19 protein-coding genes are annotated in these 20,114 nt (G+C 64.7%); 11 read left to right on the forward strand and 8 right to left on the reverse strand.

Annotated elements, in window-relative coordinates; genetic code table 11:
• Nucleotides 1-27 precede the first annotated feature (27 nt).
• Genes A3AS_RS0115140 through A3AS_RS0115150 form a run of 3 tightly spaced genes read left to right on the forward strand, consistent with a single transcriptional unit; the run spans nt 28 to nt 3,436 of the window.
• Nucleotides 28-1,851, forward strand: coding sequence for an ABC transporter permease (locus A3AS_RS0115140; protein ID WP_018318418.1), 1,824 nt, complete (start codon nt 28-30; stop codon nt 1,849-1,851).
• Nucleotides 1,851-2,699 (forward strand): ABC transporter ATP-binding protein, encoded by an 849-nt coding sequence (locus tag A3AS_RS0115145; RefSeq protein ID WP_020508687.1) that lies wholly within the window; start codon nt 1,851-1,853, stop codon nt 2,697-2,699. The genes A3AS_RS0115140 and A3AS_RS0115145 overlap by 1 nt, the downstream gene beginning before the upstream one ends.
• The gene (locus A3AS_RS0115150) at nt 2,696-3,436 is read left to right on the forward strand and encodes an ABC transporter ATP-binding protein (RefSeq protein WP_018318420.1); all 741 of its coding nucleotides are present in this window, start codon (nt 2,696-2,698) and stop codon (nt 3,434-3,436) included. The genes A3AS_RS0115145 and A3AS_RS0115150 overlap by 4 nt, the downstream gene beginning before the upstream one ends.
• Before the next feature lie 4 nt (nt 3,437-3,440).
• On the opposite strand, the gene A3AS_RS0115155 is transcribed toward A3AS_RS0115150, so the two are convergent.
• Complete coding sequence (locus tag A3AS_RS0115155; RefSeq protein ID WP_018318421.1) at nt 3,441-4,955, reverse strand: ATP-binding protein; 1,515 nt, start codon at nt 4,953-4,955, stop codon at nt 3,441-3,443.
• A gap of 103 nt (nt 4,956-5,058) precedes the next feature.
• Nucleotides 5,059-5,877, reverse strand: coding sequence for a YkgJ family cysteine cluster protein (locus A3AS_RS0115160; RefSeq protein ID WP_018318422.1), 819 nt, complete (start codon nt 5,875-5,877; stop codon nt 5,059-5,061).
• A gap of 260 nt (nt 5,878-6,137) precedes the next feature.
• Here A3AS_RS0115160 and A3AS_RS0115165 point away from each other — a divergent pair, with 260 nt between their 5' ends.
• Nucleotides 6,138-6,722, forward strand: a complete 585-nt coding sequence (locus A3AS_RS0115165; protein WP_018318423.1) for a hypothetical protein — start codon at nt 6,138-6,140, stop codon at nt 6,720-6,722.
• 27 nt (nt 6,723-6,749) lie between these two features.
• On the opposite strand, the gene A3AS_RS0115170 is transcribed toward A3AS_RS0115165, so the two are convergent.
• Nucleotides 6,750-7,814: a ketopantoate reductase family protein gene (locus A3AS_RS0115170; protein ID WP_018318424.1), complete on the reverse strand. Its 1,065-nt coding sequence runs from the start codon at nt 7,812-7,814 to the stop codon at nt 6,750-6,752.
• Nucleotides 7,815-8,192: 378 nt separating this feature from the next.
• Between A3AS_RS0115170 and A3AS_RS47240 the strand changes: the two genes are divergently transcribed.
• Both A3AS_RS47240 and A3AS_RS0115175 read left to right on the forward strand, forming a co-directional pair.
• On the forward strand, nt 8,193-8,465 hold the full coding sequence (locus A3AS_RS47240; protein WP_157644278.1) for a hypothetical protein: 273 nt from the start codon (nt 8,193-8,195) through the stop codon (nt 8,463-8,465).
• Nucleotides 8,466-8,685: 220 nt separating this feature from the next.
• Nucleotides 8,686-9,768, forward strand: coding sequence for a hypothetical protein (locus tag A3AS_RS0115175; protein ID WP_018318425.1), 1,083 nt, complete (start codon nt 8,686-8,688; stop codon nt 9,766-9,768).
• Between the two features lie 75 nt (nt 9,769-9,843).
• Here the strand turns inward: A3AS_RS0115175 and A3AS_RS0115180 are convergent, their stop codons facing one another.
• A complete protein-coding gene (locus A3AS_RS0115180; protein WP_018318426.1) occupies nt 9,844-10,323 on the reverse strand; it encodes a MarR family winged helix-turn-helix transcriptional regulator in 480 nt (159 codons plus the stop codon).
• A 511-nt stretch (nt 10,324-10,834) separates the two neighbouring features.
• Here A3AS_RS0115180 and A3AS_RS0115185 point away from each other — a divergent pair.
• Nucleotides 10,835-12,406 carry a porin gene (locus A3AS_RS0115185; protein ID WP_018318427.1) on the forward strand — a complete coding sequence of 524 codons (1,572 nt, stop codon included), beginning with the start codon at nt 10,835-10,837 and terminating at the stop codon, nt 12,404-12,406.
• Between the two features lie 590 nt (nt 12,407-12,996).
• Here A3AS_RS0115185 and A3AS_RS0115190 read toward each other — a convergent pair.
• The 4 genes from A3AS_RS0115190 to A3AS_RS0115205 form a co-directional block, all read right to left on the reverse strand.
• The gene (locus tag A3AS_RS0115190) at nt 12,997-13,632 is read right to left on the reverse strand and encodes a MarR family winged helix-turn-helix transcriptional regulator (RefSeq protein ID WP_018318428.1); all 636 of its coding nucleotides are present in this window, start codon (nt 13,630-13,632) and stop codon (nt 12,997-12,999) included.
• A gap of 855 nt (nt 13,633-14,487) precedes the next feature.
• A complete protein-coding gene (gene fliI / locus A3AS_RS0115195; protein ID WP_018318429.1) occupies nt 14,488-15,813 on the reverse strand; it encodes a flagellar protein export ATPase FliI in 1,326 nt (441 codons plus the stop codon).
• Between the two features lie 42 nt (nt 15,814-15,855).
• Entirely contained in the window at nt 15,856-16,584 is a 729-nt protein-coding gene (gene flgF / locus A3AS_RS0115200; RefSeq protein ID WP_018318430.1) for a flagellar basal-body rod protein FlgF, read from the reverse strand.
• Between the two features lie 3 nt (nt 16,585-16,587).
• On the reverse strand, nt 16,588-17,373 hold the full coding sequence (locus A3AS_RS0115205) for a DUF1217 domain-containing protein (RefSeq protein WP_018318431.1): 786 nt from the start codon (nt 17,371-17,373) through the stop codon (nt 16,588-16,590).
• Nucleotides 17,374-17,516: 143 nt separating this feature from the next.
• Here A3AS_RS0115205 and motA point away from each other — a divergent pair, with 143 nt between their 5' ends.
• The 4 genes from motA to fliN all read left to right on the forward strand — a co-directional run bounded on the left by motA (nt 17,517) and on the right by fliN (nt 20,112).
• Complete coding sequence (motA, locus tag A3AS_RS0115210; protein ID WP_018318432.1) at nt 17,517-18,413, forward strand: flagellar motor stator protein MotA; 897 nt, start codon at nt 17,517-17,519, stop codon at nt 18,411-18,413.
• A complete protein-coding gene (locus A3AS_RS0115215; RefSeq protein ID WP_018318433.1) occupies nt 18,410-19,351 on the forward strand; it encodes a flagellar motor switch protein FliM in 942 nt (313 codons plus the stop codon). The genes motA and A3AS_RS0115215 overlap by 4 nt, the downstream gene beginning before the upstream one ends.
• Nucleotides 19,332-19,646 (forward strand): hypothetical protein, encoded by a 315-nt coding sequence (locus A3AS_RS0115220; RefSeq protein ID WP_018318434.1) that lies wholly within the window; start codon nt 19,332-19,334, stop codon nt 19,644-19,646. Before A3AS_RS0115215 ends, A3AS_RS0115220 begins: the two co-directional genes overlap by 20 nt.
• A 76-nt stretch (nt 19,647-19,722) precedes the next feature.
• Entirely contained in the window at nt 19,723-20,112 is a 390-nt protein-coding gene (gene fliN / locus A3AS_RS0115225; protein ID WP_018318435.1) for a flagellar motor switch protein FliN, read from the forward strand.
• Nucleotides 20,113-20,114 lie beyond the last annotated feature (2 nt).

The following is a 20,114-nucleotide window of genomic DNA, read 5'->3' on the forward strand; positions in this document are numbered from 1 at the left end:
GACTTCATTCTACGCGGGGATCACCGTTTGTCTTCCTGGCTCGACTATACGATCAACGGGCTGATCGTCGGCAATGTCTACGCCCTCGTTGCGGTCGGGCTCGCGCTGATCTTCGGCGTCAGCCGGCTGATCAACTTCGCGCAAGGCTCGATCTATCTGGTCGGTGCCTATATCGGCTGGGTCGCGGTGGTGCAGCTGCATACGCCGCTGCCGCTCACCATCATCGTGGTCGCGGTGGCTGCCGCGCTTGTCGGATTGATCATCGAGCGGTTCGGCTTGCGTCCGCTGCAGAACTCGGTGCGGATCGCGCCGTTGCTCGCCACGATCGGCATCAGCTTCGTGCTCGATCAGCTGGTCATGCTGACCTTCTCGCCCAATCCGCGCGCGCTGCCGAGCCAGTTGCCTGATGTCCGTTTTCAGGTCGGTGGCGGCACCATCGGTCCGCTCGATCTGCTCATTGCGGGAGTCGGCCTCACCAGCGCACTCTTGCTCTTCGTTTTCCTGCGCTACAGCAAGCTCGGATGGGCGGTGCGCGCGGCGTCGCAAGACCGCGACGCGGCGATGCAGATGGGCGTTGACGTCAACCGCGTCAATCAGGCGGTGTTCGGCATTGCCGCCGCGCTCGGCGGCGTCTCCGGCATGCTGGTCGGCATGTACTACAACCAGATCGACACCGCGATGAGCCTGCAGGCGACGCTCAAGGGCGTCGTCGCTGAAGTGGTCGGCGGCGCCGGCAATGTGCCCGGCGCCGTGATCGGCAGCCTGCTGCTCGGACTGGTGGAGAGCTACGGCGTTGCCGTGTTCGGCACCAGCTACCGCAATCTGTTCGCGTTCCTGCTGCTCGTCGTCGTGCTCGTGCTGCGGCCGAACGGCCTGTTCGCGAGCGCGCGGCAGGCGCCGCCCGAGCCGCTCACCGGCACCTTCATCGCGCCGAGCCGCCCGCTGCGCATTCCGCGCTGGGCCTTGGCTGTTGCGGCCGCGATCTTCGCGGTCCTCCCGTTCTTCCCAGTGTCGTTCTACGTGCTGCAGACCTTGATCAATGCCTGGCTGCTCGGCATGCTCGCGCTCAGCCTGACACTGGTTGCGGGCACGATCGGCCAGGTCTCGCTCGGTCACGCCGCGCTGCTCGCGATCGGCGCCTACACCTCGGCGCTGCTGTCGCTGACATTCTCCGTTCCCGTGGGCCTTTCGATCATCGGCGGCGGCCTGATGTGCGCCGCGCTCGGCACCGCGCTGATCTCGCCGTCGTTTCGCCTGCGCGGGCATTACGTGTCGATCGCGACACTCGCCATCGGCGAGATCGTGTCCCTGGTGATCCTGAACTGGGAGAGCGTCACGCGCGGCCCGATCGGCATCTCCGGCATCCCGCCGCTGTCGCTGTTCGGCTACGATCTGATCAGCCCGACCTCGATCTACTGGTTCAGCTTCGCGGTGATGGTCGTGCTGGCGCTGCTGCAGGGGCGGCTACTGACATCGCACCTCGGCCGCAGCTTTCGCGCCATCCGCGACGACGACATCGCCGCGCGCGCCTATGGCCTCAGCCTGAACCGCTACAAGTCGCTGGCCTTCATCTTCGGCGGGTTCGCCGCCGGCGTCAGCGGCGGCATCGCCGCGCATCTGTATTCCTACATCAACCATGAGACCTTCAACACGCAGCAATCCATCCTGGCGCTGACAGTGGTCATCCTCGGTGGCCTCGGCAATGTCGTCGGCGCGATTCTCGGATCGGTGGCGCTGGTCGGCTTGCCCGAGATGTTCCGGATCGCGGCGGAGTATCGCATCCTGATCTACGGCATCGTGCTGTTGCTGCTGGTGCGGTTCAGGCCGCAGGGCCTGCTGGGGACGATGTGATGGCGGAGCAGCACACGACCATGCTGTCCTTGCGTGGGCTGACGCGGCGCTTCGGTGGCCTCACCGCGGTCGACGCCATCGACCTCGATCTCGCCAGGGGAGAGCTCATCAGCATCATCGGCCCGAACGGCGCCGGCAAGACGACGCTGTTCAACCTCGTGACCGGGCTCGACCGGCCCGATGCCGGCAACGTGCACTTCGAAGGACAGGACATCACCGGCCTGTCGCCGGAGCGGCTGGCAGGTGAGGGCATCGCGCGCACGTTCCAGCTCGGCCGCGTCTTCGGCAATCTCAGCGTGATGGACAACGTCCTGATCGGCGCCCACACGCGGCTGCGTGCGGTGAAGCCGGCGGTGCCGGTGATCGGCCCGCTGCTGGAATTGGGGTTGGCGCTGCTGCGTCCCACCAGCGTCAGGGCTGAGGAAGAGCGGCTGCGCGAGGAGGTGAAAGCCACTCTCGCCCGCTTCGGCGAACGGCTGCTGCCGCGGATCGACCAGCCGGCCTATAGTCTGTCTTACGCCAACCGCCGCCGTGTCGAGATCGCACGCGCGCTGGCCCTGAAGCCGCGCCTGTTGCTGCTCGACGAGCCCACGGCCGGCATGAACCCGACCGAGACCGCGGAGATGCAGGCGCTGGTCGCCGAGCTCAAGGCGGAGGGGCTGACCATCCTCCTGATCGAGCACAAGCTGGAGATGGTGATGCGCCTGTCCGACCGCGTCATCGTCATGGACGAGGGCAAGAAGATCGCGGAAGGGCCGGGCGAAGCGGTGCGGAGCGATCCCAAGGTGATCGAGGCCTATCTTGGCCACGGGCTATCAGGGACGTCGGAGCAGGAGAGCGCAGCATGACGACGAGCGCCCCCGAACCTCTGCTGGCATTGTCGAACGTCAATACGTTCTACGGGCAGGCCCAAGTGCATTTCGATTTGTCGATCACGGTCGCGCGCGGCCACATCGTCTGCCTGCTCGGCGGCAACGCCAGCGGCAAGTCGACGACGATGAAGATCATCTTGGGCCTTGTGAAGCCGCGCTCGGGCGATGTCACGTTCGATGGCGCATCGTTGACCGGGCTGACCACGCCGCAGATCGTCCGCCGCGGCATCGCCTCGGTGCCGGAGGCGCGGCGGCTGTTCGCGGACATGAGCGTGCGCGAAAATATCCTGATGGGCGCCTTCGTGCGCAACGACCGCGAGGCGATCGCGCAGGATCTCGACAGGATGCTCACCCTATTCCCGAAGCTCGGCCAGCGGCTGTCGCAGCGCGCGGGCTCGTTGTCGGGCGGCGAGCAGCAGATGGTCGCGATGGCGCGGGCGCTGATGAGCCGTCCCAGGATGATCGTGATGGATGAACCGACCATGGGCCTGTCGCCGCTCTATGTCGACCGCGTGCTGGAGCTGATCCGCACCATCAATCAGGAAGGCGTCTCGGTGTTCATGGTCGAGCAGAACGCCAGCCTCGCGCTGGAGATCGCACACGAAGCCTATGTGCTCCAGACCGGCAAGATCGTGCTGTCAGGCCCGGCGCGGGCGCTGAAGGACGATCCTCGAATCCGCGATGCCTATCTTGGCGGCTCCGAGGCGGCGTAGCGCTTCAAGCCGAAGCCGCGCTCGCGAGCTGCTCCGCCGGCAGATCATCGCCATTGGGATCGCCCGGCGCAGTGGCCCAGGCCAGCTCGACCAGCGTCACGATCCGGCGTCCGCCGCCGTCGAGCTGGACCACGATCAGGCCCTGCTCCTCCATGTAGCCGAGCAGGCGCTGCGCCCGGCGCAGCGAATGCGAGCCATAGGCGCGCGCGATCGCGGCGTCGCCGGGACATGGCCAGCCCTCCTTCGCGGCGCGCGCGATCATCATGAACACGCCCTGCATGTCGTCGGGCAAAATGGATGCGCGCAGCGACACGTCCTGCCAGGCGTCGTCATCAGTGAGATCGGTGCCGAGGCCGGCGCGCGCATGGGTCAGCATGCGGCGGAATTCGTTCAGGTCGGGCACGGCCGCGCCGAGGCCCTCGATGCGGCAGCGGACCACGAACTCCTGATAGAGCACGCCGATGGCGCGGAAGCCCGCGTCGGGCTCCGCCAGCACGGCGCGCAGCGTACGAGCCACGCGCTCGCGCCGCTCCGCGAGCTCCTCGGCGCTGACGGGCACCTCGACCATTTCGGGCCGGATCTCCGGCGTGGCGGCGGCCTTCGCGGCGCGGAGCTGTTCGAGCAGATCCGGCGCGGGCCGGCGCTGTGGCCGGCTGGCATCGGGCGGCGGCGCGGCCAGGATCACGGCGCGCATATCTTCAAGCGAGGATTCCGGCAGCGGCATCAGCCGCGGCGTGGAATTGCGTGGGCTCGTGTCGGTCGGGCCGATATGCAAACGCAGCGGGCGGCGCGACAGCGCAGGTCCCAGCGCCATGAACTGCCCACGCTCGAGATCGCGGAAGGATTCGGCTTGCCGCCGCTCCATGCCGAGCAGATCGGCGGCGCGCGCCATGTCGATGTCGAGGAAGGTGCGGCCCATCAGAAAATTGGAGGCTTCCGCCGCGACGTTCTTGGCGAGCTTCGCCAGCCGCTGGGTCGCGATGATGCCGGCCAGCCCGCGCTTGCGGCCGCGGCACATCAGATTGGTCATGGCGCCGAGCGAGAGTTTTCGCGCCTCGTCCGAGACTTCGCCGGCCACCGCCGGCGCGAACAGCTGCGCCTCGTCGACGACCACAAGCATCGGATACCAATGGTCGCGGTCGACGTCGAACATCCCGCCGAGAAACGCGGCCGCACGGCGCATCTGGTTTTCGGCGTCGAGCCCTTCGAGATTGAGCACTGTGGAGACGCGATGCAGCCGCGCGCGCTCGCCGGCGACCTGAAGGCCGCGCTCGGTGTGATCCTCGGCCTCGATCACGAGATGGCCGAAGCGTTCGGCCAGCGTGACGAAATCGCCTTCGGGGTCGATGATGGCCTGCTGCACCCAGGGCGCGCTCTGTTCCAGCAGCCGCCGCAGCAGATGCGACTTGCCGGAGCCCGAATTGCCCTGCACCAGGAGACGGGTCGCCAAGAGTTCCTCGAGGTCCATGGCGGCCGGGGCGCCCGCCGTGGTCTGCCCCATCTCGATTGCAACCGTCATGCCCGACTCAAGTCCCCGTCATTCGCGGACAGGGGCTTATCAATCCCGCCGCGGCGCGTCGAGCGGCACGGCGCTGATCAGGCCGCGTTGCCCACGGCGGCGTTCAGGCGTGATTCGATAGCCGTAAAAGTGCGGGCCGATAGGGGGCTTGCGGATCGTCGTCCTCGTTCGCCGGGATGACGCAAGAGCCGAATTCCTGCCTGATCCGCTCCATCTCGGCGATGCGCTCATGCAACCGCTGCAAATGCTCCGGCGATGTTGCTCGCCAGAACCGGAACGTGTCGGCCGTCAGCGGCACGAAGGCCGTGCCGAACAGGGTCGGCTCGGGAACGACGGTGCGTCCGAGCAGCAGGAAGCGGTCGGCGCCGGAGACGATCAGGGTCGCATAGCCGCGGTTTCCGATCCGCCTGATGCCATTCAGCGACCATTCGGCGAGCTTGCTGAAATACGGCTCCTCGCGCCAGCGATCGGGGCAATGGTCGTCGACCGTGACGTTCACGGCATCCTGGCTGAAATGGACGATGATCCCCGACTTCGCCGGGAACCAGTCATCGTCGAGATGCCCCTGCAGCCAGGCGCAGACGAAGGAGCGGCACATCTGGGGACGGCGGTCGTAGATGGTGCAGCCGGTGCCCGTCTGCCAGTGCTTGCAGAGCTGGTTCACAGGCTTGTCGACGGCGGCCACCTCGAGAATGTCGCAGCAGGCGTTGCACGATCCGCATTGCCGGGCGAGCGGCGCCGTCTTCGGCTGGCCGGCTGCCTTGAAGCCCTGGCCGTCGCGAACGAGCAGCTTCTGCTTCTCCAGCGTGTTCAAGGCGCGCTCGACCTTGAGACGGGACAATCCGGTCGCGTCGATGACACTCTTCATGGTTGTCGCGCCGGCCTCCACCGCGCGAGCGACCTGCAACGTCGACTGATCCATCTTCGATGACTTGTTCTTTCGCCCGTCAATCCGGCTATCGCGGGCAGGCTTGGAACCTGCTGCCCGCAGCCGGCATCTGGAGTCTCTGCCGAAGCATCTCGGCGGCCTCCGTTACGTAAGGCCAGACCTCGCACGGATGCAACGTTTTCGCAAATCGGCGACCACGGGGTGGGCGGATTCGGGTCGATTCCGGGCTTTGACGACCGGATTCGATGATGAAGATCAAACCAGCCTGGCCAGGGGCCTGCTAGCTCAGGCGCATGAGCTTCCTGACCTTCTTCACGGCGACCTATTTCCTGCTGGCCGTGCCCGGGCCGACCAACACCTTGCTCGCGACATCGGGCGCAGGGATCGGGATCGCGCGCTCGCTTCATCTGCTTGTGGCGGAGCTCGCCGGCTATCTGCTGGCGATCGCGCTGTTGCGGCTGGCGCTCGGGCCCATCGTCATGGATATCCCGCTCGCGGCCGTCCTGCTCCGCGTCGCAGTGACCATCTACATCCTGTGCCTTGCCGCCATGCTCTGGCGGGTCAACACGCGCGAGCTGCGCGACGGTGCAGCGGTGACGTTCGGCCAGGTGCTGCTCACAACCCTGTTGAACCCGAAAGTGCTCGTCTTCGCCTTCCTGCTCCTGCCACTTGGAGCTGGGCCGCTTGAACTGTTGCCCTGGTTGGGCGCGATTGCACTTCAGATTGTCACCGCTGGCGCCGCGTGGATCACTCTGGGCGCAACGCTCGGCCGCGGCGCGCGCCGGCTCGGGCATCCCGACTTGGTCACGCGCACCGGCGCGGTCACGCTTGTCACGGTGACCGGCCTGATCTGGCTTCAATCATTCCTGAGCGCTTGAGCGTCGACGTCGGTGGATGCAGCGCGCTTACTGCGCGCCGGATCCGCCCTGCACGATCTTCTCGTTCAGCTTCAGATCGACGGTCTCGACCGTGCGGTCGATCTCGGCGTTGGGCACGCCGAGCTGATGCGAGATCAGCTTCACCAGGAGGTCGACGCGCTCGATGAAGGGCGCGCCGCTCGCGACCGCGCGCGCCGCCGATGACGGCTTGAGCAGGCTCTCGGCGGCCTTGGCGTATTTCGCGAACGGCACCTGGTCCTGCGGATCGGCGCCGAGCTTGCGGGCGATGGCGTCGACGTGGTCGTAGATCGTTTGCGAGCGACTGAGGTCGCTGTGCACGGCGTCGCGGATCGACTGCGGATCGTGCGGCGTGATGCAGCGGTAATTGCCGGTGAGCAGCATCGACCATTTCGCCAGCGGCACGAACAGGGAATCGAACACTTTCAGCTTCACCGGCACGTCGTGGCCGTCGAGCGTCACCGCATCGATGTCGGCCTCCAGCTCGCGCAGCACCTTGTTGTGCTTCTCGTCGGCGAACACCGACGCCTTGAAGTTGGTGGGCAGGCCGACATGCAGCACGTTGGCGGCTTCTTCCGGCGGACGGAACGCCTGCGGGTCGGGCGAGCACAGCGTCACCAGCCCCGGCTCGAACCGCTCCCACACCTGGGCATTGGTGTAGGCCTCTTCCAGATCCATGTCGGCGAGCGCCGGGATCCGCTTCAGATAGGGCAGCGGCGGCATGTTCATGATCGACAGGCACGGCAGCTTCGCCGCGGCGATCTTGACCATGAGAACGCGAACTGTGTGGTTGGTGTATTGCGGCTCCTGCATCGCAAGGCCGACCATGTCGTAGCGGGAGAGGTCGACATTGGCGGGGGTCACGGCGTCGAGCTTGCCGGGCAGGTTGCGCGAAAAGATCGCCCGATGCACCGCTTCGTCACGCAGCTTGATGCGCACCTCGGTACCTTCGCGGTTGATCAGCTCCGCGGTCTTGGCGCGGCAGACCAGGGTCACATTGTGCCCTGCCATCAGCAGCTTCGTGCCCAGCAGCGAGCCGTAAGAAGCCCCGAGAATCAATATGTTGCGCGCCATATTCCGTCCCTTTGACAATGTGTGTGATTCTTTGAGCCCCGGCCGTCATCCGCGGGCGAGTTGCCGGCATGTAAAGCGAAGTGCGCGGGGATGGCAACTGGGATAATGCATACAAGGCGCGCCAGGAGCCCGGCGGCCGGGATGGAGCGAAGTCCGGCAAATACTTCGGCCTGCCGGCAAGGACCAGGCTTATGCCGCGCTCATCCGCTACGAGCCCCAATTTGTTGCCCGACGGATCCTTGCTGTGCCGCCACCTGCGGCTCTCAATCGGCTCACTCAGCGCCATACGGCTTTACCGAATCCGGTAGGCCGGAGGATGTCTCGCTCGTCCCGGTTCAGCGTGAGGTGCGGTCGTACGTCGTCACATGTCGCGTGCCGATGATCGCCACGTCGGTTGGTCCCGCTGTTTTCTTCCTGTCACATTTGCCTTTCGGCATTGATGAAGCGGCAATCCGCCGCATCTCTCACCATATCGTGCTTTCACAATGCCGGCCTACGCAGGCATGTATTTTACGTCGGCGAAGTGAGTCATTTCAGTTCGCCGATCGCAACAAGAAAAGTCAGGGCCCGCATCGCAAGTCTGATCGCAAGACTGGCGGAGTGCGCGGCAAGCAACTGTGTTCAGCGATGGAGCTGGGACGTGACGATTGAGTTGGGCCGGCCTCGACCTTGGGCTCAAGCGGGCTGGTTTGGAATGGCGGCGAAAGACGTCGACGTGACGGGCTGCCTCGCCAGACGCAAGCGCGATGGACGCGATCAGGGGCGGCGGCGATCGCATCGAGCAGGTGCGCGGGGCGCTGCGCAGAATGCAAAGCCGGCTAGTCTGGACGCAAGTCCGGGCAACCGTTGACCGCGCCGCTCGGGGGCTGACATGGAAGGTGATCATTGGCCTCACGGCTCGTGCGACGGCGCCGGGCAAAGCCTGGCGCGCTTGCGGGATCGCGCCTCCCGATTTTTCCAAAGCCTGTCCGTTGCGGAGCTTGGGCGTGAGACGCACCGGCATCTGTGGATTTCGGACTGGTTGAAGGTCGCGGACGACTACCGGACCTTGGCCGAATCCGCGCACAAAGACCGTTCCGCCTGGGTTTCGCGGGAAGCGTGGCTCTGTTCGCTGACGGCCCTCGAAGTCGTCAGACGCTTGTCTTGTCCGGGAGATGTCGAAAGTGCCGGCCTCGCAGACGAGGTCTGCATCAGCCTGAGAGGTTTCGAGGCGGAGGCCGGACTGGCGATCGAGCGGGTCAAGATTGATTGCTTCGACCAAGGGGCGCTGGCCGGCTTCTTTCTGCCGGCGCTCCGTCATGGGACTTCCGCGCCGACGGTCATCTGCCTCAGCGACGAGGACATCACCCTGGGCTCGATGATGAGCAGGCTGTTGCCGGCCTCACTCTGCGGGACCATGTCGCTCCTGTTCGTTGATGCCGGCAATTCAACGGTGCATCGCTCCTTCAAGCCGGAGCACAGGCTTCAGTGCTGGTTGGACTATCTGGAGGCTCGCCCCGATGTCGATGCGCGGCGGATCGCAATCTATGGCGAAGGGGAGGGCGCCTCTCATGCGTCCCGCCTTGCCCTCTCTGATCGCAGGATAGCGGCCGCCGTGTGCGACGGTGGCCTTTTGACGCCGGTGATGCGTCGAGCATCGCTTCGCTGGATGACCGGCTTCGGGCAAGCGGTCCCCGACAGGGCCGCGACGGGTTCGCTACCGCCGTCGCGTCGACTCCCGTGCCCGCTGCTCATGGTCGTCGGGAGCCGCTCCATGATATGGGAGCAGGATGCCCTCGATCTGCAAGCCGGCTATCGGCAGACCGGAGCCGATTGCTCGGTCGTGGTGCCCAACAATGTCCGGCACCCGCTCGGCGAGGTCGAGAATTTCATCGCTGTCGACGACTTCGTCTTCGAATGGCTCGGCAGCAAGCTCGGAACGGCCCGTCAGCTTGACCCCGTGACCTATCTCTAGCCCTTGGGAGAATCGCATTCGAGAGCGGTGTTTGCCGCCATGCTTCGGGCGGTCGCCTCGAAGCCGAGGCGCGCGTCACGACACGTCGATAGCCAGCAATCGTGCCGCCAGCCGCGCGTTCCTGGCGATCGTTGCCAGCGCGGCATTCAGTTCAGCCAGGGTCTTCTCGTCGAGCTCGTTGAAGATGGTCGAATTCAAGGCGAGCTTTCTCTTGGATAGTTTTTCGATTTCCGTCGTGGCCTTCTCCGTCAGCGACATCAGAACGAAGCGGGCATCGTCCGGTGCCGGCCGCCGCGACAGGAAGCCGCCCTTTTCGAGGCTCTTGGTCTGGTTGGTCACGAAGGCCGGGTGGACCCGCAACTTGTTCGCGATATCGATGCCGGCGACGCCGCGCCCGTCGTCCAGTTCGGTGATCGCCATCAGGATCAGCCACTGCGGCTCGGTGATGCCCAGCAGTCCAGCCCAGCAGGTATGGATGTCCTCCAGCTGGGAGTGAATTTCGACGACGTTCCAGATGAAGTCCGTAATTGCCCTGTCGAGTTTCTTCTCGATCATGTGGCTGCCCCCCGTTTCCCTCAGTTCACTCTTTTAATGGGATATTGGGGAATCGTCTCGCATATCGCGCGTGGGCAATTGTGGCGGACACCGCACGGCGGAAACGGCTCGGCGGTTTAGTACTTGCAAAAAGCAATTAATTAAATTACGTCTCCTCCCACTCAATCTTTGCTGCTCTTGACCCTGTCGATGGACAGCGATGTGAGACCTCCAAGAAAGCCCTCGGGATGCCCCCTGAGGGCTTTTTCGTTTTGGATTAAAGAGTTAGTTGCCGTTCCGATCGCCTCTGTTGCCATCGGGCAACATCTCCGACGGAAGTTACGATTCACTAAATCAATAAATTGAGGCCGTTGTTTTTATAAACTATACGTGAAGCTACGACGGAGGGGGGGCACCTCACTGTCGTTTCAGTCCGGACCTTCAGTGCGGACCTGAATTGAACGGAAATTAAGTGGGTTAAGCGGCGTCCTCCGAGGAGCCGAGCCCCCTGAACCGACCTGGAGGTTTACTAATGAAGTTGACGAAGACGCTCTTTCTCGGCTCGGCTGCCGGCCTGATGGCCGTCTCCGGGGCGTTCGCAGCCGATCTCCCCGTGAAGGCCAAGGCCGTCGAATACGTGAAGATCTGCTCGCTGTACGGCGCCGGCTTCTACTACATCCCGGGCACCGACACCTGCATCAAGCTGGGTGGTTACCTGCGCGCTGAAGTCGCGTTCAACACCAACAGCAACTACGGCATCTCGAACGGCTCCCCGGCTGGTGCGCACAACCGCCTCAGCAACTACTACCAGATGCGCGCTCGTCAGGATCTCAACATCGACACGCGCACCGCGACCGAATACGGCGTCGTCCGTACCTTCTTCGACGGCGTGTTCACCTGGACCACCGGTGGCTATCAGGGCTCCGGCTCCGCGACGGGCGGCACGGTCTATACCGGCAACCTCGGCCTCAACACCTCCGGCGCCACCCCGGCGCTCGTTGGTTCGTCGATCAACGGCACCGACGGCAACACCTCGGGCGGTTCGCTCGGCGTGTACTACGCCTTCATCCAGTTCGCCGGCTTCACCATGGGTAAGGCCGTGTCGCAGTTCGACGCGCCCTGGACCAACTATCCCGGCAACAACATCGACAGCCTCGTCGGCGGTTCTGGCACGGTCACTGGTGTCAACCAGTTCACCTACACCGCTGACTTCGGTCAGGGCGTGACGGCGTCGTTCTCGGCGGAGGACGCGACGGCCTACTACCAGGCCGGCAACGTGAACCTGACCGGCGCGACCGTCGGCAGCATGGTCGGCGGTACGTACGGCACCAACGCCATCGGCGGCTCGCGTTCGCCGAACCTCGTCGGTATGGTTCGTGTCGACCAGGCCTGGGGCATGTTCCAGGCGTCGGTCGCTGCGCATGACAACCACGTCGCCTATTACGGCGCGAACGAGGCCACCGGCCACCCCGACGACAAGTGGGGCTGGGCGGTTCAGCTCGCTCTGTCGATCAAGAACATCCCGACCGGTGCGGGTGACGTGATCAACATTTCGGGCGTCTACACCGACGGCGCGACCCGCTACAACTTCCAGAACCTGGCGGGCAGCAGCTACTCGATGTTCGGCAGCTCGGGCGTCGCCTATCAGAGCGTCGGCTTCGCCTATGCTCCGGACACCGTGTTCGTCACGGGCGGCCAGCAGGAAACCGTCAAGACCTGGGGCTTCCGCGGTGCTTACACCCACAACTGGGATCCCTACTGGAACACCGCGCTGTACGGCGCCTACGCTCAGGCGCAGTACGGCTCGGTCGCCAAGACCGCTCTCTGCGGCGCTGGCGGTGCAGGCGGCGTGTTCGGCGGTCTCGCCGGTGTCACGGGTTGTAACCCTGACTTCGCCGTCGGCCAGGTCGGTATCATCACCCGCTGGACCCCGGTCAAGAACCTGACGTTCTCGGGCGATCTGAACTGGACCCGTCTCGACCAGAAGTACTCGGGCACGGTTGGCTACGCCGGTGCCGGCACGACGGCCAAGCCGGCCGCCCTGTACGAGCTGAAGGATCAGGACAGCGTCACCCTGCTGCTCCGCGCCCAGCGCAACTGGTAAGATCTTTCGAACCACGTGATGAACACCCGGCGGGAAACCGCCGGGTGTTTTTTTGTGCGCCCGCGTGATGCCTGACGCCCCCCGTGTTGCCCGGATCGAGCCAACGGGTCGCGTGAATGCGCTGCCCGATGGTGTAGGGACCGCTCGTCCGGCATCGCGGGCCATCCCGGATTACGCTGGCGCTCCATCCGGGCTACGGCAACCGAGCCTGTTTCGCTGCTCCGAGAATCGCGGTGCAAATATTTCGATCTACCGAAATTCGGTTTCGGCGACAGAGGTGATTGCAGGACGCTCGATCATTGCGGGGAGCTCTTGCGACGAAGCAATCCAGAATCCTTCCGTGGAAAGAGTCTGGATTGCTTCGCTGCGCTCGCAATGACGGCGTGGAGAGAGCGGGCGTCATAACTCCGCTCGCGTGCCCCGGATGTAGCGCAGTGTCTCCCTGGCGATGCGTAGCATCTGCGCAGCAACGCTATCAGCGTTGCGGCTTGTCCGGGACAGGAGGGAACTGCATGCGTCGTTCAGAGACCGGCGCTGCGAAGTTGTCCGCGGGCTGTGCCGCAACCACTCGCGCGGAAATTGCGTGCGTCTCAGCCCTGGCTTGCCATCCGCGCGCGGTCGAGATGCTCCTCGATCTTGGGGCGGTCGCGGGTGCGCTCGAAACTGGTGCACAGCAGTTCGGTCTCATCGAGCGAGACTGGAGCGCGATACAGCCGGCACATGAATTCGGCGCTCGCGCGTCCTTTGGAGGTAGCCGGGCCGCGTTCGGCGAGAAACATGCAGTCGCGGCAGACGCTGGCATCGAGCCGCTGATGGGCCGCGTCGAGGTGATTGAGAACTTCGCGGAGCGAGTCGCGCAGCCTGACGCATTCGTCGTTTCCAAGCGAGGTGACCGCATTGACCACGTGATTGATCGGGTCGTGCTGGTTCAGGCATTTCTCGCCCTGGGCGGTGACGTGCAGGACGACAGAACGCTTGTCCTCTTGCGACGGCTTGCGCACCAGAAAGGATTTGCTCTCCAGCGTTTTCACGATCTGCGATGCAGTTGCTCTGGTGGCGCCGATGAAGCCGGCCAGCGCGGACGGCGTGCGCGAAAATCTGTTGGCGCGGCCGAGAAAGCGCAGCGCCATCCATTCGCGATCGCGCAATCCATGCTGATTGCCTTCGAAATACCAAGCCCTCGCCGCCTGAACCAGCAGCTCGACGGCTTCCCGTGCCAATGGCATGAATCTACCTCGTCCCCGGAACTTCGTCTGCGGCGCCCCGAAGCCGCTTTGCATCCTGGCCCGCGAAACCTTCGAAAGACATCGAACGGCTGCAGCTGTCCGGCGAATGCGTCGTGCCGAGCTCTCGTTCGTAGGAACGAATTATAGCGCGGCCGACCTGGACCGATGCGCGTCGCGTGCTTCGGAGTGACGAACTGCGTCGTTGGCATGCCAACAGCGTCGTCGCACGGGAGCCCGAGTTGCCGTCGCCAGCAGACGATGGATCGGAATAGTTCAACCGAAGCCCCTGAGTTCAAGTCACACGCAGACGTTTCTTATATTCCGTCGAAACGATGAATGAGCTTCTCAACAAAATCAAGTAGAGACGCTCGCGGAGCCCAGATGTCGTTGCAGGCGAATGTAACGTTCAAGACAATCTCGCTCATCGGGACACATGATAGTGAACGCAATAGGCTGTTCGGCAAACAACATGCACTCAACTCTGCGACGCCATGATTGCACGGCGTCCTGCTGTCCGTGATCGACGCAAATTGATCGAAGCTTGTGCATGACGACGATGAGTTCGGCAGGTCATCCACAACTTGTGGGTGGAGCCGGAGAATCGTCAAGGGAACTCGGAGGAATTACACGCGCCGGTTGTTGATCGTTTGCTCGCAGAATCGCCGGTGCGGTCGCTTCCGGCGCGGTCGTCCGCTGCTCTCACCCGAGTGGTGGCCGCGCTCAGGGCGGAAAACCGGCGACGGCCGTGCGGCGCATGCGCGGGCGGCGTGGCGGCATGCGCAATCTCCTGTCGAAAACAACGGGCAGGAGCAGGATAGCGGCGCATGTTGCGGGCGGTCGCGGCCTCTCGCGCTGCTATTCGCCCTTGAGCATGTCTCGCAGCTCGCGGAACGGATCGGCACTCGGCGGAGCCGAAGCGTCCTGTCGCATCGCGCCGTAGATTCTCGGAACCATGTCGACCGCCTGGTCGAGGCCCGAATCACGTCCCGACTGATAGCCGCCCATCAGGCGAAGGTCGCGCGTGTCCTCGTATTTGGCGATCAAGGCGCGCAGCTTGCTGACCAATTCGCGCTCTTCGGGATCCCAGACGTTGTGGGCGAGGCGCGAGACCGAAGCCAGCACGTCGACAGCCGGATAGCGCGCCTGGTCGGCGATGTGCCTGGAGAGCACGATGTGCCCATCGAGCGTGCTGCGGATGGTGTCGGCGATCGGCTCGTTGTGATCGTCGCCGTCGACCAGCACCGAGAAGATTCCGGTGATGGTGCCGGCACCTTCCTCGCCGGGCCCGGCGCGCTCCAGAAGGCGTGGCAGATCGGTGAAGACCGTCGGCGCGTAGCCGCGCGCCACCGCAGGCTCGCCGGCGGCGAGCGCGACCTCGCGGGCGGCGTGGGCGAAACGCGTGATCGAATCGACCATGAGCAGCACCGATTCGCCCCGGTCGCGGAAATATTCCGCGACCGCCATGGCCGTCTTCGGCGCCAGCCGCCGCATCATCGGGCTTTCGTCTCCGGTCGACACGATGGTGACGGCGCGCTGGCGATCATTGCCCAGCACATCCTCGATGAACTCGCGCACCTCGCGGCCGCGCTCGCCGACCAGGGCCAGCACGACGGTGTCGAAACCCTGGCTGCGGGCGAGCATGGCAAGCAGCGTCGATTTGCCGACGCCGGAGCCGGCAAAGATGCCGACGCGCTGGCCGGCGCAGATCGGCGCGAACAAATCGATGACGCGTACGCCGGTGCGCAGCGGCCTGTGCACGCGTGCGCGCTTCATGGCCGAGGGCGCCTCAGCCTCCGCCGAGACCGCCTGTGGGCCCGGCGTGAGGGGCCCCAATCCATCCAGCGGCGCGCCGAGGGCGTTGATGACGCGACCCTTCCAGCTCGGATCGGGTGCAAAGGACAAGGGCGGCATCCGGTAGGCGACCGAGCCGAGGCCGCCGGCGAACTGCCGGTCGAACGGCTTGGCGATGATGCCCTCGCTGTCGATTCGCACCACCTCGCCGATCTGCGGCTTGCCGCCCGAATTGACGCCGATGAGCTCGCCGAGCCTGACGAAGCGCGACAGGCCGGAGACACGGAAATGCGTCGGCGCGATCTCGGAGATCGCGCCGCTGACGCTTGCCAGGGGAGTGCTCTGCTGAAGCTCCAGCAGCGCCCACTCGAGTTGCCGAAGAGCGTTCAAGGAAACCGTCCAACCTCAATCTCAATGCGCGCGGGGCGCGGTCTACTTGCCGGGTTCGCCCAGCGTCCGGATTGCGTTCTGCAGCGAGCTTTCGGTGCCCTCGATCATCGAATTGGTGCCGTCGAAGGCACGCGAGGCCGCGATCAGCTTGGTCAATTCCATCATCGGATTGGCGCCGGAGCCCTCGACATAGCCTTGCTTGAAGCCGTCGCGGGAGAAATCGGCGATGGCGCTCGCAGGCCGGTCCGGCGTCACGCCGGAATTGCCGTAGCGCTCGAGATTGGCGTCAGCCGGAATGTTGAACAGGCCGATGGTGCCGATCTCGTTGTTGTCCTGGGTGATCGCGCCGCTGCGCGAGATCGAGATCGGTCCGCCGTTCGGGTCCAGCGTGATCTGCGCGCCGCCGGAATCGACGACGGGGAAGCCGCTCACGGTCTGAAGATCGCCGTTGGCGGCGATCTGGAGCCGGCCGTCGCGGGTATAGACCGTGCCGTTGGGACCTGCGAAGGCGATCCAGCCCTGGCCGACCACGGCGACGTCGAGCGGATTGCCGCTCTCGGTGATGTTGCCTTGCTCGCGCGAGATGATGTTGTCGCCGGGCGAGGAGAAGGCGACCGGGTTTGCGCCGGCCTTGGACAGCACGGTCTCGAACTTCACCACGTCGGTGCGGAATGCCGCCGTGTTGACGTTGGCGACGTTGTTGGCGATCGTCTGGAGGCGCTTTTCGAGAGCGACCTGGGCCGACAATCCCACATAGAGGGCCGATTGCATGGTCTACTTTCCGAACCGGAGGGACTGAAGTTTCGAGAGCATGTCGATATCCATACTGGCCGAGCTGGCACCGCCGATCAGGACCAGCGCGGGATTGGTCGAATTGTCGCTCTGGGCCTGGGTCGCATCCCACATCGCCGCAAAGCGCTGCACGAATTTGGTGACCTTGGCCGGGTCCTGGAAATCGGTAAGCTTGACCCTGTTCGTGATCATCTTGGCCTGGGCGTCGATGTCGGCCGCGCTGATCGTCGAGGGCAGGCCCAGCGCGGTCTGAACCACCTGCGTCAGCGCCTTGTCCGCGAGCACCTGGTAGGCGGTCGTGATCGTGGAGGCCTTGCGGGTGAAATAGAGCGCCAGCCGCAGGCCCTCGTTCTGGTCGCCGGCCTTCTGCTCCATCGTCTGCGTGACGTAATGCGTCGCCGTCCCGGTCGTGGCCTGGGTGGTCTTCGTGGCGTTGCTGCCGAGGGCGGCGAAATTGAAGGCGGTGGCGAATTCCCGGTAGCGGGTGTCGGTCAGCTTGTTGGCGAAGGTGTTCTTGTTCCCGACACCCTCGGTCAGCACCTTGCGCATGAACGCCTTGGCGTAGGTCATATCGCTGAGGCCAAAGGCCTTCATCGCGTAGGAATAGAGGCGATAGTCTTTCAGGAAGTCGTCGATCGTCTTCACGTTGCCGATATGGCTCAGGAAATAGTCGGTCTCGCGGCTGACATCCGGCTGTGTCGCGACCTGCGTCAGCGACTTGCCCATGTCCTTGGTCAGTCTGGTGTAGTCCGCGATGGTGGATAGCATGACACGCGCCCCTCTGGCCGCTGTTGCGACGCCGCCCCAAGCTGCCGCCGATTGCTTGCGCGGGGCTGGCGAGGCGGGAAGCCAGCTTCGCGCAAGGCTCGCCGACTAGATATTCCCGGTGGGATTGGCGATGGAGCGGCGCGTTGGGCAGTTTCGTGGGGATTTTCATCACGGTAGCGGCGCTGCTCGGCGGATTTGCCGCCATGGGCGGGCATCTGGCCGTGCTCATGCAGCCGTGGGAGTTCGTGATCATCATGGGGACCGCGGTCGGCACCTTCATCGTCGCCAATCCGTGGAAGACGGTGGTGGATACCGGCGTTGCCTGCACGCAGGCCATCACCGGCGCGGTGCCCGGCCAACGCTACTACCTTGATCTGCTCGGCGCGCTCCACGCCCTGATGCGCGAGCTCAGGGGCAAGGGCCGCAACGAGGTCGAGGCCCATATCGACGATCCCGCGTCCTCCGAGATCTTCAAGGCGTTTCCGAGCGTGCTCGGGGATCCCTCGCTGCTCCAGTTCATCTGCGACTATGTCCGCCTCATCATCATGGGCAACGCGCGCACGCACGAGATCGAGGCGCTGATGGACGAGGAGATCCACACCATCGTGAAGAGCAAGCTGGCGCCCTATCATGCGCTGGTGACGGTGTCCGAGGCGCTGCCGGCGCTGGGCATCGTCGCCGCCGTGCTCGGCGTCATCAAGGCGATGGGCGCGCTCGACCAGTCCCCGAAGCTGCTGGGCGGCTTCATCGGCGCGGCCCTGGTCGGCACCTTCGCCGGCATCTTCCTGTCCTACGGCGTTCTTTCGCCCTTCGCGATCAAGATCAAGATGACGCGCGAGAAGAAGTGCCGGCCCTACATCATCGTCAAGCAGACGCTGCTGGCGTTCATGAACGGCGCCATGCCGCAGATCGCCGTCGAGCACGGCCGCAAGATGATCGCGAGCACCGAGCGGCCGTCGATCGACGTCGTCGAGAACGAGACGATCGCAGGTCCCAAGGCCGTCGTCACCGAGCCCGAACCCAAGGCTGCCCGCGCATGATGATGGAAGACGTCGAGGTCGATCAGCGCAAGCAGCTGCCGAACTATCTGCTGGACGCGGCCGGCATATCGATCGAACGCATGCCGATGCTCAATGTGATCTTCGATCGCATGGCGGCATCGTGCACCGACAGCCTGCAGCCGATGGCGGGAACGCCGTGCTATTTCTCGGTCAACGGCATCACCAACGATCCCCTCGGCGACATCATCAAGGACTACGAGGGCAACGCGGTCGCGGCGGTGCTCTATGCCGAGCAGTGGGACTCGCGCGTCATCATCATGCTGGACCGCGACTTCGTGTTTACGATGGTCGAGGCGATGTTCGGATCCGACGGCGCGGAACCGCCGCTCGATGTCGAACGCACTTTCTCGAACATCGAGATCCGCCTGGTCCAGGCACTGTTCGAGCGGTTCGCCAAGGCGCTGCAAAACGCCTTCGCCGGCACGTCGAACGTCACCTTCCGCGTCGAGCGGGTCGAGACGGCGATGGCCTCGCTGGCGATCGGGCGCGCCAGCAACATGTCGATCTGCGCGAACATGATGGTGCAGGCACTCTACCGCGGCGGCCAAATGTTCCTGATCATTCCGCACTCCGCGCTCAACCCGCTCAGGCAGAAGCTTGCAACGGTCACCGCCAGCGACGGTCGCGCGACCGATCCGCGCTGGCGCGAGCAGATGGAGAGCGAGGTCCACCGGACCGAGGTGACCCTGAGCGCGGTGCTCGACGAGAAGATGATTTCGCTCGAGGACGTCGTGAAGTTCAAGGTGGGGCAGGTGCTCGAGCTCGAGGCGACGCCGCGCACGCTGGCCCGTCTCGAGAGCAACAACCAGGTGTTGTTCTGGTGTCAGATCGGCCAGCTCGATGGCTATTACGCCATGCAGGTGGCCGATCCCGTCGATCACAAACGGGAGTTCGTCGATGATATCCTATCTCGTTGATGCCGTGCTGCTGATCGCGCTCGCCTTCACCAGCATGCGGGTGACGCGGATGCACCGCGAGCTGGCGCGGCTGCGCAGCTACCAGGGCGAATTCTCCACCATCGTCCACGAGACCGCGGGCGCCTTCGACACCGTCATCACCGCAGCGCATGATTCCACCGCCAATCTCGGACGCCTCGCCAACGTGCTGACCACCAAGATCGATCAGGCCCACGAGGCGATCGCCGCGCTCGATGCGAGGAGCGGGCTCACGCCGGCCGCGACCGCAGGCGGCGCTGAGGTGAACAAGCACTGAAGCGAGAGCCGGCAGAACCAATACGAGCGGAACGCCAAGGCGTTCCGGAAGCGGAAATACCAAGAGGCGATACCAGATGGCGCAATCCTTCGACTATGACTCTGCCACGCGAGCACCTGCCGCCGACGAGGGGCATACCGACACGACTCCGCTGGAGCGGCTGGCGGAGATCGCCGCGCGCACGGCCGAGGAGAGCGGCAAGTTCGCCAATGTCGATGCGATCCTGCGCATTCCTGTCACCATGCAGGTGGTGCTGGGATCGGCGACCATCCCGGTTGCGAACCTGATGAAGCTCGGGCGCGGCGCGGTGGTTCCGCTCGACCATCGGGTCGGCGAGCCCGTCGACGTCGTCGTCAACGGCCGCATCGTCGCCCGCGGCGAGGTGGTCGTCGTCGAAGAGGACAATTCCCGCTTCGGCGTCTCGCTCACGGAGATCGTCGGACCGCTGGGGCAGGGTGACAGCTGACC

Origin of the sequence: Bradyrhizobium sp. WSM2793 (assembly GCF_000379585.1) — a bacterium.
In the GTDB taxonomy this organism is placed as follows: Bacteria; Pseudomonadota; Alphaproteobacteria; order Rhizobiales; family Xanthobacteraceae; genus Bradyrhizobium.

What these genes read in the sequence shown, in the direction of transcription:
- A3AS_RS0115145 (WP_020508687.1), top strand. Translation starts at nt 1,851, where the DNA reads ATGGCGGAGCAGCACACGACCATGCTGTCCTTGCGTGGGCTGACGCGG.
- A3AS_RS0115150 (WP_018318420.1), top strand. Translation starts at nt 2,696, where the DNA reads ATGACGACGAGCGCCCCCGAACCTCTGCTGGCATTGTCGAACGTCAAT.
- A3AS_RS0115155 (WP_018318421.1), bottom strand. Translation starts at nt 4,955, where the DNA reads ATGACGGTTGCAATCGAGATGGGGCAGACCACGGCGGGCGCCCCGGCC.
- A3AS_RS0115160 (WP_018318422.1), bottom strand. Translation starts at nt 5,877, where the DNA reads ATGGATCAGTCGACGTTGCAGGTCGCTCGCGCGGTGGAGGCCGGCGCG.
- A3AS_RS0115165 (WP_018318423.1), top strand. Translation starts at nt 6,138, where the DNA reads ATGAGCTTCCTGACCTTCTTCACGGCGACCTATTTCCTGCTGGCCGTG.
- A3AS_RS0115170 (WP_018318424.1), bottom strand. Translation starts at nt 7,814, where the DNA reads ATGGCGCGCAACATATTGATTCTCGGGGCTTCTTACGGCTCGCTGCTG.
- A3AS_RS47240 (WP_157644278.1), top strand. Translation starts at nt 8,193, where the DNA reads ATGATCGCCACGTCGGTTGGTCCCGCTGTTTTCTTCCTGTCACATTTG.
- A3AS_RS0115175 (WP_018318425.1), top strand. Translation starts at nt 8,686, where the DNA reads ATGGAAGGTGATCATTGGCCTCACGGCTCGTGCGACGGCGCCGGGCAA.
- A3AS_RS0115180 (WP_018318426.1), bottom strand. Translation starts at nt 10,323, where the DNA reads ATGATCGAGAAGAAACTCGACAGGGCAATTACGGACTTCATCTGGAAC.
- A3AS_RS0115185 (WP_018318427.1), top strand. Translation starts at nt 10,835, where the DNA reads ATGAAGTTGACGAAGACGCTCTTTCTCGGCTCGGCTGCCGGCCTGATG.
- A3AS_RS0115190 (WP_018318428.1), bottom strand. Translation starts at nt 13,632, where the DNA reads ATGCCATTGGCACGGGAAGCCGTCGAGCTGCTGGTTCAGGCGGCGAGG.
- flgF (WP_018318430.1), bottom strand. Translation starts at nt 16,584, where the DNA reads ATGCAATCGGCCCTCTATGTGGGATTGTCGGCCCAGGTCGCTCTCGAA.
- A3AS_RS0115205 (WP_018318431.1), bottom strand. Translation starts at nt 17,373, where the DNA reads ATGCTATCCACCATCGCGGACTACACCAGACTGACCAAGGACATGGGC.
- A3AS_RS0115215 (WP_018318433.1), top strand. Translation starts at nt 18,410, where the DNA reads ATGATGATGGAAGACGTCGAGGTCGATCAGCGCAAGCAGCTGCCGAAC.
- A3AS_RS0115220 (WP_018318434.1), top strand. Translation starts at nt 19,332, where the DNA reads ATGATATCCTATCTCGTTGATGCCGTGCTGCTGATCGCGCTCGCCTTC.
- fliN (WP_018318435.1), top strand. Translation starts at nt 19,723, where the DNA reads ATGGCGCAATCCTTCGACTATGACTCTGCCACGCGAGCACCTGCCGCC.